Here is a 14136-nt window from a genome sequence, read left to right on the forward strand (position 1 = left end):
ACTGATGTACAATCAGAATCTAATTAATAGTCTTAATTGTTGTTGATGCACTGTTTAAGCCTTCAGAATTGACTGTCAATGTTATATCACCGGATTTTCGCAGACTCTTAACGACTACCATTGCACGCCCATGCCATGCATTTCGAATCGTCCCAACGTATAATGTTGTATCCTTCAGGTCAGCATTATCCACGCCTATAATCTCTCCGGGACCTTTAATACTAAATACCATTTCATTGTCTGCATTGGGATCAACAAATCCTTTGTCATCCGTTAATTCAACAATAATGTAGGATAAATCCTGACCATCAGCCGAAATGGTGGCGCGATCCGGATTTAAACGAATTCCCGTAACCTGTCCGGCCGTATTCAGTTCAACCGTTTCTACCTCTTTACCGTTTGTTACGCCAACTGCTTTAAGTGTCCCCGCCTGATACGGTACTGAAAACGTTGCTTTAAACTGCTGATCAACCGAAGTTTTTTGTTCTGCAATCAAAGAATTATTCAGATACAGCCTTACTGATGGAAATTTGCTATACACTTCAACCTCAATGTCCTTTCCTTCATGTCCCGGCCAGGTCCAGCTTTCCCAGGTAGGCCATACAGCCCACATAGTTAATCGGATCTGCCCGTTATCCGGATTTGGTTCTTTTACCGCCATATAAAGCTTTTCGGTATCATTGTAAAGCATGCTACGATAATGCGAAATAGGTTTACGCCATCCGGTAAGATCTATATCGCCACAATAGGCACCATGCCACGGATAAAGATTGGCCTCCCAATGTTCTCCACGTGGTTCTCCCGGATAATAATACCGGCCTATCCCGGATTCACCAAGGTAATCCATGGCAGTCCAAACAAAATCACCGATGATATAATTGTGCTTGCTGACCAGGCTCCAGATATTAAATGCATTTCGGGGATAGGACTCAGTATTTACAATAATCCTATCCGGCACACGCTTATGATCAGACTCTGCCATATGGAGTTGATAATTGTAACCACACACATCGTGAACTGCCATCAATGGATCAAAAATCTTCCATCCCTGTCCCCATGTGGTCATAGCCGAAGTTACCGGACGTGTCGGATCAATCTCTTTGACTTTATCTGCAAGCATTTTTGCTGTTTCAACAGCTTCCGGTTTGGTGCGTTCTATAATTTCATTCCCTATGCTCCACATAATAACTGAAGGATGGTTCCTGTCTCTCAGCACCATAGATGAGAGATCATGCTCCCAATATTCATCAAAATAGATGGAATAATCATACGGAGCCTGTGGTGCTTTTGCAGTCCTCCAACCATCAAAAGCCTCATCAATAACAAGTAAACCTAAACGATCGCAGGCGTCCAAAAATGCCTGTGAAGGTGGATTGTGAGACGTTCTTACAGCATTGAATCCAGCCTCTTTTAATAATTCAACTTTTTTTTCTTCGGCACGGTCATATGCTTTGGCTCCCAGACAACCGTTGTCATGATGCACACAACCACCGTTGAGTAAAACTTTCTCGCCATTCAATAAAAAGCCTTCTTCAGCACTGAAACTGATTGAACGAATCCCGAAATTCTGAACTTCCCGATCCGTTATGATATCAGCTTTTTTAATCTGAATCTGTGCCCTGTAAAGGTTTGGTTCATCCGTAGTCCATAATAACGGATCCTTTACATTCAATTCCTGTTCAATTTCCTTTTCCGAATTTGCCTGAAGTACTACTGTGACATCATTTGCGCCTGACTCCTTCTTGTTTTTATCTGAAATCCGTGTTGTCAAAACAATTTTCTGATCCTCATTTGTTTCATTTTTTACCAATGTCCGGATATTTACTACTGCTTTCGTTTCACTAACATCAGGCGTTGTAACAGCGATCCCCCACTGACCTATGTGAACTGAGTCTGTCACCACCATCCACACATGTCGGTATATGCCCGACCCACTATACCAGCGGCAGTTCTTCTGTTTTGAATTATCCACTTTAACGGCCAGCACATTATCACCTTCTTTCAGGTAGGGCGTCAGGTCCCTATAAAATGAGGTATATCCGTAGGGTTGACTCCCAAGTGCCTGTCCGTTGATAAATACCCGGGCATTCATATAAACACCGCCAAAATATGCGGATACAAGTTTACCCTTCCAGTCTTCCGGCATTTGAAATGTTTTGCGGTACCAGCCTGCTCCCATCGGATAAAAGCCGCCTTCCCCTTCTGAAGGGTTGTTGATATCTGATTTTCCCTCAATGCTCCAGTCGTGTGGCAAATCAAGATGGCGCCATCCGGAATCGTCAAAATCCGGTTTTGCGGCATCAGGATAATCACCCAATGCAAATTTCCAATCGAAATCGAACAATTGTTTCCTTTCAGGATTTCCATTTTGCGGCTCTGATGCATTGCTACATGCAGAAATAATTAAAACTGTGAGCAGCAGACTGAAGAATCTTTTAGCCATCATCATTTTATTAATCTTATTTTATCCTCCCGCAAAACTTAGAGAACTGCTTTCAGTTGCTTTATACTTCCTTTAGCTATAACCTCAATCAAAACTGTACCCTTTGCACTGATTTTCTCCACATCAGAAGATGCCGTAAATTCATCCAGTTTTCGACCGTTTATATTATATACAACTACTTTATCTCCCTGATGTAAACCATTGAGATAATTCAATCCGCCCATAGATGTAATCCATAACTTCAGGGTTATTGTTTCTCCGCTAAGAGCTGTATGATTCTTTGTTACAGTTACAGATACCGGGTTGGTTACGGAAGGGATGAACAAGGTATTACCACCGTAGTTAGCAGTAAAGGTATAGTTACCTTCTGTCAGTAACACGGTACTATATTCGGCCACCCCTGAAGCATTCAACTCAATGTTTGCAATAAGCGAATCATTCTGATAGATCTGTACCCAACCACTTATTGTATCTGTTGTTTCAGCTGTTTTGCTCACATCCACTGTGAGTGTCAGATTTTCATCCTCCATAATTTCTGCTGCCGATGCCGACAAATTAGCTTCAACATCAGCTGACCTGCCAATTGCAGATACACGATACAAGCCTGCACCATGAGTTGCCATGGAAGGAGCAAACTCAGAACCTGAGTAAGTTCCCAAATCTTCCTTAGCCCACATATCCCTGATACTGCATGATCCATTAAAACCCAAATCAACCAGATTCAATGGAATACTAAGGCTGTCTTTCACTGAGGGATCCTGTGTATAAACCAAAAATTCTATTGTAACACCATCAGGAGCATTCAGAACTTCATCATCAAATCCACAGAATGTTTTAAATGTTGTGTATCCGGTCGGAAGATTAAATTCTATGATTGAATACGAATTGACTCCAAACCCATTTGTGTAACTTTTGCCATTCACCTTAAGCGTATTACCATCCAGGCTCAGGTTTTTCCTGACACTGGCCCAGCCACTTGTAGCACTTACCCAGTTTAATGAGGTCAGCAGCAATGAATCTCCGTTCTCCATATAAATAGCAGGATTAATCCAGTCACCATGGTCATAATTAAAATTATCACCGGCATCAGTCACCACCAGATAGAGCTTTTCCGCACCTGTAATATCAGCCGTCAGTGTATCTCCTTCACGGCCAATTGTCCTGCTGATTCGTCCGCTGTTAGCAAGTGCCGTATGCACATTTACCTCCCGAACCGTAGGATCCTGGTTGGCAATCATAAATTCAACTGTAGAACCGCAAGCCTGGCTTGTACCGCCAATATCAAGTCCGGCAAAAGCTTTAAAGCCTACTGTGTTTTCAGGAATACTGTATAACACGATGGACTGAGGATGCGTCCCCAGACCTTTTGCATATGTAGTTCCTTTCACATTTAATGTACCACCTGAAATACTTTTATTCTTCTGAACCGAATTCCAACCTGCCGAGGCGTATTCCCAGTCCATATCGGAAAGCAATGCTGAATCACCGTTATCAAAATAAATATACGGACTGATCCAGTCTGCATGATCACAGTCGTAACCGTCTCCCGCATCCGTAACAATAAGGTATAATTCTTTACTCCCGGCGGGAATACTGATATCTATATTCACACCATAGCCATCCGTTAATGTGGATATCGTACCGCTGCGGTACAGCAAATCTTTTGTACTGACAAAGCCATCACCTCCACTGTTAAACAAGGCCACAAACTTATCACCCGTTACCGGATCATCAGCAGTCCAGCTCACCACTTCATTTTCCTTGTACCACTCCTTGTTGTTGACTGACAATTTGTGCATTCCCAGTACCTCTTTATTGGTAATGAGCGAATCTGTAAAACTCTGGTTATCCGGCAGATTACCACCAAACATCAGTGGCGAACGAAAAATGCTCCACAAGGTCATCAGGGTATATTGTTCCGGTTCAGTAAAATTGGTATACCGGTTGGTAGCACGTTCGCCGCGAATAAATTTTCCTAACGGAAGCATATCAGCATCCGGCCATCCGCCCGGTGAGATATATGGTGCCCACTCTGCACACTTTGTAAAAGAATAATTCAGCTGACTCCAGTTATCCCAGAAATCATCCACTGTTCGCCACATATTGGCATGATTCTTTGCATGATCGTGCTCGTCCAGGGGTGTTGCTCCCGGTGACATGCTCAAAACCATTGGTCTGCCACTGTTATCAATGGCATTACGGATCATCTCAATTTCATCTGAATGGTATGGACGTGAAAGGTCATCTACTTTTACAAAGTCCACACCCCACGAAGCATACAATTCAAAAATAGAATTATAGTATTCCTGAGCTCCATCTTTAGTGGCATCAACCGTATAGTTGTCCTGCAACCAGGTACACAATGTATTTGTGTTGTAAATATCGGCTGCCGTTTTTGACTCATACCCTTTTATCGGCAAAGAATTTGTTATAGCCTTTCTCGGTACGCCACGCATGATGTGTATTCCGAATTTCAATCCTTTAGCATGTATATAATCTGCCAGTGGTTTAAACCCGGCTCCATTGGCTGCTGAAGGAAATCGTGTTGGAGAAGGCATATACCGACCGTATTCATCGTAAATGAAAGTTGAATTATCAAAGCTGTTATAGGAACCTGAAGTCTGGTTATCTACATACCAGCGAATATCCACAACAATATATTCCCAACCATAATCCTTCAGGTTTTCAGCCATATAATCTGCATTTGCCTTTACTTCAGATTCTACAACCGACGGTCCAAAACAGTCCCAGCTGTTCCAACCCATTGGTGGAGTTACAGCCCACTTCTGAAACGGAAGTTCTTTCCCTGTCTGGGCAAAAGTAAAAGGAGAAATGAGAACTAAAAGAATTATAAGTTTTAACGTTTTCATAATTATATAAATTCAGTTATTTGTAGTTATGCAGATTTGATATTGAAGACAATATTTATTTAACCGGAGTAATGCGATACAAGCCAGCACCATGCGCATTTATTACAGGTTGAAACTCAGATGCGCGAAAGGTACCAAGGTCTTTTTGTTGCCATAAATCACGAATCTTACATTTACCTTTATAGCCTAGTTTGTTTAAATCGAGAGGAATCGGTACTGCGTACGTTTCCATATCAGGCTTCGGATCAACAACAGAAACCATAAATTCCACAGTAGAGCCATCACCAACATGACCTGTTCCTCCAATATCAAGACCGCCAAAAGCTTTAAACCGCACACTGTTTTCAGGAATCAGGTATTTTATAATTGATTGCGAATGTGTACCGATGCCATTTTTATATTCTGTCCCTTTAACGTTTAAGGCTCTTGCCGTAACACTTTTGTTTTTATGCACTTCGCCCCATCCTGCTTTTGCTGAAACCCACGAAAGATCGGTTAGCTGAACAGAATCGCCATTAGACAGATATATCACCGGGGTTATCCAGTCAGCATGGTCATAATTATATCCATCACCATTATCATCCACTATCAGATATAATTCCTTGCTTCCCTCCGGCAATTTAATATCGATATATTCACCATAACCATCTGTAAGCCTTGATACTGTTCCACTGCGGTACAATAGTTTATTGGAACTCACAAACTCATTTCCACCTATGTTGAATAAGCCCACAAATTTATCTTTACCCTTAGGATCGTCAGCAGTCCAGACAATTTTATCGTTCCGGTTAAACCATTCTTTATTGTTTACTGAAGCATTATGCACATAAAGAACTTCCTTGTTAGTCAATAGCGAATTTGTAAAATCATCGTTATCAGGCAAGTGACCACCGAACATAAGCGGCGATTTAAACATAGTCCATAAGGTCATCAGTGTATACTGCTCGTCTTTAGTGAAATTGGTGTACCTGTCTGCTCCCCTTTCACCGCGAATTGATAAATGTCCCAAAGGCAACATATCTGCATCCGGCCAGGCGCCGGGGGATATATAAGGCGCCCATTCGGCACATTTACCAAAGGAATAGTTCAGCTGCGTCCAGTTATCCCAAAAATCGTCAATGGTACGCCACATATTGGCATGGTTTTTTGCATGTTCATGCTGATCCAGTGGTGTGGCACCCGGTGACATACTAAACACAATTGGTCTGCCGGTCTGATCAATAGCATTGCGAATCATTTCTATTTCATCGGCATGATAGGGTCTGGATAAATCATCAACCTTAATAAAATCAACTCCCCACGATGCGTATAGGTCAAGAATAGAATTATAATACTCCTGTGCCCCTGCTTTCCCTTTTACAACCGTAAAATTATCCTTTAACCAGGTACATTCCAATTCATTGGAATATATCTGATCCGCCGTTACATCAGTACCCAAAACCGGCATTTTATTATAAACAGCCTCCTTTGGAACCCCACGCATAATATGTATACCGAATTTCAATCCTAATCCGTGCACATAATCAGCCAGTGGTTTAAATCCGGCTCCGTTAGCTGCAGAAGGGAAACGTTTAGGTGATGGCAAATATCGTCCGTATTTATCCAAAACAAAGTCAGAGTTTCTGTAGGCATTGTAATGCCCCGTGGTTTGATTTTCAACATACCAGCGAATATCAACCACTATATACTGCCAACCAAATTTTTTCAGATTATCAGCCATATAATCGGCATTGGCTTTGACTTCAGATTCCACAACAGAAGGACCAAAGCAGTCCCAGCTGTTCCAACCCATGGGAGGTATCAGTGCCCAATCATGAAAATCGCTACCAGTCTGTGCGTTTACAGAACCACACAGAACTATTGCTAAAAGTACAAGTCTAAAGGTTTTCATAGAAAATTAATTAGTTATATGTTTATTCTTAATGTAACCGAATTATTTGTAATAAAATATTCAATTCTGTAAAAATAAGAATATTGTTATGATTAATTACTTTTTAATCGATACCTTCACTCTCCAACACTTCCACCGGAACAAATTCAAGAAAATCGAACATAAATTCACCTGTACGTGCCGCTTTTACACTGAATGTATGTGTTCCAGCTTCGTCAAAGGTATAAATCCCCAGAATTCTCCGAAGGTATCCGTCATTAATTCGTGCATTACCTGCAAACCAAGTATTAAGTGCAGGCTGAAAACTTGCCGGTCCTTTCATATATCCACGGTTCCGCATCATCTTATCATTTTCATATCCATTAGGATCCGAAGGATCTTCACCGGGTCGCACGTATCCGATATTGGGATTGTTTGCAAATATGGTTAGATCCAACGGGATTCCACAGGGTATACCATCCCAGTAGAGTTGAGCTGCTCCTCTTTTACTCTCAACTTTCCAGCCAAAACGTACCTCATACGTTCCTGCCGGAATTGCCGGAGTGGTAATCGAGAAATCATATAAGCCTTTTAAATAAACCTCATCACCCTGAAAGTCAAGAAATCTCTGATCAAAATCATAATAGGCAAATTCAGTACCTTCCGAAGTTGTCACCCTGTCAATATAGCCCTGAGGGAGTATCCATAAAACCGAAGGGTAGCCTTCCTTATTCAGATTACCTCTTAAGTTATTATTGGTAAGCTCAGGGAAAAAGCTGGCTGCATCCATTCGCAGTCGCTTACCCGAAATATGGCTTGCAAAAGCAAAATCGTAAGCCAGAATTTTGTCAATCTCGTGGTAAACCCCGTTTAAAGCATCATTATCATAATTTGTTGGCACAATCCTGATCGCATCATTTGCCGATTCCACCATATTGAATATGTTATACTCACTGGTTGCACGATTTGTTCTTACTTCCATTAACGTATTCGGACACATTGTTTCGATGTACTCAAACATATCGTATGTTTTTATCGAGTGTCCGGTATTATCAAGATCAATGATAAATTTTGAATAGTTAATCTGCTTGTTTATTAAGTGATATGCAATGAACCGGTTTAAACTGTTTTTGCGATCAGTAACATCAGAAATTCCGGCATCCTCAGGATACACCTGATCATAAATCTGAGCTGAATAGGCTTCTAAATCATCCAGTGAAACAATATCGTAAAGGGCATACGTTGAATCGCTCTCTACTAAAGCTGTATAACCAAATTTTCTGGATTGCGGAATTTTAACTATCGATCCTACATCAGTAAAATCATCATTCGTTGAATATCTGGAAGGATCATAGGATTTATCTTCAATCTTATTCAGGCTTTTGTCTAAACCGGTTGCCAGCAGAGCGCTGAAAAACAACGAAAACTTTTTATCTTCAGAGAGTGCCTCCACCAAAGTCTTTTCACTTGGATGTAATACTTCTCCAATTTTATGTATCATTCCGTTATGAACTTCTATATTGGGTTTAATAATTGGAGAGGTTTTATTTATTCTAATGGTTAAGTCCCCTTCTGAAAAACTTTGATAGGACACAGCAATAAACCTGTCACTCATTGTTTTCTGGCTAAGCCTGCCTTCTATAAAATCGTTAGTCCCAAGTGAAAAACCCTGAATAATATGATCATATGCGATTTTTTTCAACGTATCCATCGAAAAATCAGCCATGGAATTTTTTCCCTTATCTGCATAGAAATCTAACATCGCCCCATTATCAGGAGCGAAACAAGTATACAGACCATATGCATTTAAAAGCCCCATAACCCTGGTAGTATCCAGCAACTTAACAAATTCGGAAAATTCATCCTGATGTGATTCCAAATAGCCTCCAACTAAATCTCCGGTAAATGTGTAATAGCTCTCTTTTCCAATTTTATCACTATCACAGGAATATAAAAGCACAAAAAAAGGTGCGATTAAAACAAATAATCCACGTATTATAATGCGATAAGAATTCATCTTCATGCCTTAAAAAATTTTAAATTTCAGGAAAGTTATTTTTTATTTTATGGTCGGCTAATTTAAAATACACTCTAAATACATTCTCCCATATATGTTCAAATAATTGTCAATATTAGTATGATTTGGATAAAACGTTTTTTAAAGAACAAATAAATGATATTTAAGCCATTTTTGATTGTCCTATTCGGTCAAATCAGATAATATTATCGTCATCAAAATTTTAATTTGACCCATATATCCACAAAAGCCTCCCATCTTAAACGATTAAAAAAAAGAGAGTTAAAAAATACAGGACTGCTAATTTTCATAACAGCGTTAAAGGAAAATTTCAATTTTCAACTTGCCTAATAACCATTTTGGGGTAAACTGAAATAATCCTATATTTTTCTGCTGATGACGAGAAAGTTATATAATCTGCAAAATTTCTTATGAAAAAGAACTACAAAATGCCTTAATTTTGATAGTTAAAGAATGTAATTTTTCAAAATATATTCTAATACTAATTAAAATATGGTTATGATGAATTTTTTACAATCCAAAATCAAAACGTTAGCAGGTATTTCATGTTTGCTGGCTTTGTTATTAACTAATGTAAATCTCAGTGCCCAGAATCTGGATGAGGGTCTGATTTTACATTATACTTTTGAATCTGCGCCTGACGGAGTGATCCCTGATGTATCAGGTAATGGAAACGACGGTACACTAATGGAAACTGCTTCAGTCGGTGTAGCGGACGATGGCAGAAATGCCTTAATGCTGGACGGTAATTCAGGGTATGTAAGTATAATTCCTGAATTTGCAAATCAGTTTCTGGGTGCTGGTGGATTCAGTATCTCATTCTGGATCTACACAGAAGTAGATCAATTAAATGAACACGTAATTGACTTTGCCAACACAACCGATCACATCATATTCTTATCTCCCCGTGACCATTCTTCCAGCGGAGGACCAAGATTTACGGTACACAGCGGTGATGACGGATGGCCGGCAGTAGGGAGAACAGAAGTAATGAATACCTTTCAGTGGTATCATCTCACTGTTACCATCGACGGAAATGTTGGCAAATTGTACCTGAACGGACAAATTGGCAATACCAATAATAATATGGCCACAACACCAGCTACAATGAATCAGACACCAACAGAATTATGGATAGCAAGGTCGCACTGGAGTGGAGATCCATACCTGCAGGGCATGCTTTCTGATTTCCGCATCTACGACCGCGCTCTTACCGAAGATGAAGTCTTGGCCTTGGGTAGTGATCCTGAACTGGTTTCACAGCAATCTGCGTTAGACCTGGGTGATCTTTCTAATGTAAGTTCTGATTTAACCCTTCCTGAAATAATGGGTACAGATGTAACTGTTTCATGGACCAGTTCTGATACATCCTATATTGATACTACTGGTCATGTACTCCGTTATCCTGAAATGTATCCTATCCCTGTAATCCTGACGGCCTCACTGGAAAGGGACGTTAATGGTTTAACCTATCAAATGGAGAAAAAATTTACGGCTTATTTAGGTGCCACTAACCCGGGTCAGGATATGGTTGCCCATTGGGATTTTGCAAGGGAAAACATGGAAGAAGACGGTGTAAGTATCGATGATATATCCGGCAACGGGTTTGTAGGCTCACTGGAAAATGAAGCCTGGGTCCGTACCATAGGGGAAACTACGCAATACGATGTGCTGGATATGGGTGAAGGAACTGGTTATTTTGATATGAGCGCTGCATTGGGTGAACATATTCATCAACTGGGTGAATACACCATCAGCATGTTTTTCAGGGTAAGTGAAGATTACACAGGAATTGGAAATAACGGAAACTTCTTCTGGTCGTTCTGTAATACAGAAGACATTTACAATGGTGGTGGCGCCATGTACTGGATGGGACGGAACATGGAATTTGCCATTATGAAAACTGACTACAATACACAACAAAGCACCGGGGGGAAAGGCACCGCACCACAAGGGGCATGGCATCATATTGCCTATGTTCAGGAAGGTGGAAACGGAACATTATACCTTGATGGAGATGTATTATCGGATGTTTCGATCACATACTTTCCTTACTCTGTAATTGCAAGAGACAGTGCTGATGGTGTAGCGATAAACGGGACGCCATATAACTGGCTGGGACGATCACCATACCCTTCGGATGATTATTTGCAGAATACAGCCATGTATGACTTCAGATTATACTCCATTCCGCTGTCTCAGGATGAGATTAAACTCAGTAACCCGTTTGGAATTGGTCTGGATGTTTTAACCATTATTGAAGAACTGAATACAGCATGGGATGAAAACAACAATGCCGGATTCCCAACAGAACTGGATACTGAAAAAGAAGCTTTGTCAATGGGCGACTTAAGCGGAGTGACATCAAATCTTACTTTGCCTACTCAGGGAAGTATAGATAATACCATTACCATTAAGTGGAGTAGTGCCCCCGGGTTAATTGCACCTGACGGTACAGTTACCAGACCTGATTATCTGGATACCGATGTGCGTTTAACCGCTACTTTATCCAAAGACGGATACAGGGTTGATACCACATTTATTGCTACGATACTGGCAAATGAAGCCACTAAATATACATCAGACCTTTTAATCCATTTTAATTTTGATGATGCTAACATTAGTGGTAACACTGTAACAGACCTTTCCGAACAGCACTTCCAGGGTACATTTATGTATGGTGCAGGAAACAGAATACTGAAAGGTACTTCAGATTTTGGTGTGTTGAACCTTGCAGGTGACTCGTCTTATTTTGATATGGGTGATGAAGTTGGTAAGGTAATTTATGCATTGAAAGGACATTTCTCAATCAGTACTTACTTCCTGATTGATGCTACAAAGACCAATTTTGCGGATAACGGTAACTTCCTGTATGCCTTCTCAAACAGTGATTCTTCTTCAGAAAAACGGAATGGATACCTCTTTGGACGTGCAACTGCCACCACTTATAATATAGCAGCAGAGTATTGGGGATCCGATCAGGTAGGAACAACCGGTGGTGCAACACCAGTTCAGGGAGAATGGCATCAGTATGTTTACACACAAGATGATACACTGGGAATTATGTATGTTGATGGAGTAGCAATTGACACATCCACCATCAAAAAATGGCCTAATACTGACATTCCTAAGGCCGGACTGGTTGGAACCACCTATAACTTCTTAGGAAGATCAAACTTCTGGAGTGATGTTTACCTTTCAAAAGCCATGATGTATGATTTCCAGTTATTCAAAAAGACGCTGACTCCAGAAGAAGTTAGTACAATGAATGGATTAACTGATGAACTTCAAACAGCTTATTTGTTATCAGTACCTGTAAAAGAAGTACGTACAGAAAATAATCTTCGTATTGATACATCAACACCTGGTCTGATCAGAATTCTGGATCTGAAGGGTGACGAAAGTGTTCATGTGTACAACCTGGTAGGACGTCAGGTCTCTGTTAAAAATGCTGAAAGCATTTCAGTTGACCGTGGCATTTACATTGTAAAAGTTAATTCTCAGGTTAAGAAAGTTTTTGTAAAATAACTATAACAAAATATCAAAGGATGTAAGGCTGCTGTAAATGGCAGCCTTACTTTTTTATCAGAGTTAAATATAACATCTAGTACATAAGCATAATAAAAATGAAAAATATGCAAAAACTATAAAACCTATTCACCATTCTAAGTGTTATACTATCTGATAATTTCTTACCCCGGAATAAAAACCGGAAATTTAGGTTTTCGGGAGTCAAAATGGAACCGCCCCTCAGTTAAAGACTGCGATATCATTAAAAACCTTATATAAATATCTTAATACAATTAATTATGAGAAACATCAGAAACTTTTCAATTCCCGTATTATTGATCGCTGTATTTGGATTCATGTTAATGGGATCAAACATGCCTGAAAATGAAGATAAAAAATCTGACATGCCTGAAAACATTAAAGCAATTGTTGATAAATCATGTATGGGATGCCATAATTCAGACTCAAGAAGTGAAAAAGCCAAAGCAAAACTGAATTTTACAACATTTGTTGAACTGGAGGATGTAAAAAAAATCAAGACCCTGCGGGATATTGTGGAAGTACTTGATGAAAAGAAAATGCCCCCTGAAAAGTTTCTTAAAATGCACCCGGATAAAGGACTGACAGAAAAAGAAGAGTTAGAACTTAAAGAATGGGCACAAAAAGAAGCAAAAGCAGTCTTAAATAAATAAGCTTATCTTTTACTCACTTAAATAAATATTATATGAAACGTTACGTAAAAAGCTTACTTATAGCTCTTTTTGTAATTTTTATAGTCATTCAGTTTATCCAACCCAAAAAGAATGCAGGTGAAATTACCAGTGATCATTTTATCAATCAGAAAGATATACCTTCTGACATTAAAACCATTCTGAAGACTTCATGTTTTGATTGCCACTCTAATCAAACCACATACTTGTGGTTCGATAAAATAGCTCCGGCGTCCTGGCTGGTCAGCAGTCATATCAAAGAAGGCAAGCACCATTTAAATTTTTCAAATTGGGCTAAAACCGATACACTTGATCTCATCAGTGATCTGGGAGATATATCTGATGTTATGAAAGATAAGTCCATGCCATTAACTTCGTTTACCATGATGCATGGAAAAGCCAGACTTACCCAGGATCAGCGAAACACTATAATTGCATGGAGCGATTCCTACGCGAATAAACTATTGATGGAAATGAAAAAATAATTTTTAAGACATCAGATACAAGAATCAAGACACAAAACAGTTCTGCAATAAAGGATCTATTAAAACCTAAACATTTAATTTTAGTGCTATTATACTCTGCTAAATAGACATACTTAAATTTGCATAACGAATTTATGATTCCAATTTGCCTGATTAATGACACATGCGTTCGATAACAATTATTAATTTTGCAGTTGACTAATAAGTTCC

7 protein-coding genes are annotated in these 14136 nt (G+C 39.7%); 3 read left to right on the plus strand and 4 right to left on the minus strand.

Features of this window, described 5'->3' with window-relative positions:
* Positions 1-19 precede the first annotated feature (19 nt).
* From ACE01N_RS11665 to ACE01N_RS11680, 4 genes are all read right to left on the minus strand, one after another.
* Entirely contained in the window at positions 20-2443 is a 2424-nt protein-coding gene (locus ACE01N_RS11665) for a glycoside hydrolase family 2 TIM barrel-domain containing protein (protein WP_380588836.1), read from the minus strand.
* A 38-nt stretch (positions 2444-2481) separates the two neighbouring features.
* Positions 2482-5313 (minus strand): NPCBM/NEW2 domain-containing protein, encoded by a 2832-nt coding sequence (locus ACE01N_RS11670; RefSeq protein ID WP_380588839.1) that lies wholly within the window; start codon positions 5311-5313, stop codon positions 2482-2484.
* A gap of 55 nt (positions 5314-5368) precedes the next feature.
* Complete coding sequence (locus ACE01N_RS11675) at positions 5369-7204, minus strand: NPCBM/NEW2 domain-containing protein (RefSeq protein ID WP_380588842.1); 1836 nt, start codon at positions 7202-7204, stop codon at positions 5369-5371.
* Between the two features lie 103 nt (positions 7205-7307).
* Positions 7308-9206 carry a fasciclin domain-containing protein gene (locus tag ACE01N_RS11680; protein WP_380588845.1) on the minus strand — a complete coding sequence of 633 codons (1899 nt, stop codon included), beginning with the start codon at positions 9204-9206 and terminating at the stop codon, positions 7308-7310.
* Positions 9207-9719: 513 nt separating this feature from the next.
* On the opposite strand from ACE01N_RS11680, the gene ACE01N_RS11685 reads away from it, so the two are divergent.
* The 3 genes from ACE01N_RS11685 (at position 9720) to ACE01N_RS11695 (ending at position 13926) form a co-directional block, all read left to right on the plus strand.
* Positions 9720-12749 (plus strand): LamG-like jellyroll fold domain-containing protein, encoded by a 3030-nt coding sequence (locus tag ACE01N_RS11685; RefSeq protein ID WP_380588848.1) that lies wholly within the window; start codon positions 9720-9722, stop codon positions 12747-12749.
* A 281-nt stretch (positions 12750-13030) separates the two neighbouring features.
* Positions 13031-13423 (plus strand): heme-binding domain-containing protein, encoded by a 393-nt coding sequence (locus ACE01N_RS11690; protein ID WP_380588852.1) that lies wholly within the window; start codon positions 13031-13033, stop codon positions 13421-13423.
* 32 nt (positions 13424-13455) lie between these two features.
* Positions 13456-13926, plus strand: a complete 471-nt coding sequence (locus ACE01N_RS11695) for a heme-binding domain-containing protein (protein ID WP_380588855.1) — start codon at positions 13456-13458, stop codon at positions 13924-13926.
* Positions 13927-14136 lie beyond the last annotated feature (210 nt).

The sequence above is a fragment of the Quyinboa ferrireducens genome (assembly GCF_042436675.1).
Taxonomy (GTDB): domain Bacteria; phylum Bacteroidota; class Bacteroidia; order Bacteroidales; family UBA5342; genus JBHJHP01.

Bases quoted from the DNA above. Each gene is read 5' to 3' on its own strand.
- ACE01N_RS11665 (WP_380588836.1), bottom strand. From the start codon at position 2,443: ATGGCTAAAAGATTCTTCAGTCTGCTGCTCACAGTTTTAATTATTTCT.
- ACE01N_RS11695 (WP_380588855.1), top strand. From the start codon at position 13,456: ATGAAACGTTACGTAAAAAGCTTACTTATAGCTCTTTTTGTAATTTTT.
- ACE01N_RS11675 (WP_380588842.1), bottom strand. From the start codon at position 7,204: ATGAAAACCTTTAGACTTGTACTTTTAGCAATAGTTCTGTGTGGTTCT.
- ACE01N_RS11685 (WP_380588848.1), top strand. From the start codon at position 9,720: ATGATGAATTTTTTACAATCCAAAATCAAAACGTTAGCAGGTATTTCA.
- ACE01N_RS11680 (WP_380588845.1), bottom strand. From the start codon at position 9,206: ATGAAGATGAATTCTTATCGCATTATAATACGTGGATTATTTGTTTTA.
- ACE01N_RS11670 (WP_380588839.1), bottom strand. From the start codon at position 5,313: ATGAAAACGTTAAAACTTATAATTCTTTTAGTTCTCATTTCTCCTTTT.
- ACE01N_RS11690 (WP_380588852.1), top strand. From the start codon at position 13,031: ATGAGAAACATCAGAAACTTTTCAATTCCCGTATTATTGATCGCTGTA.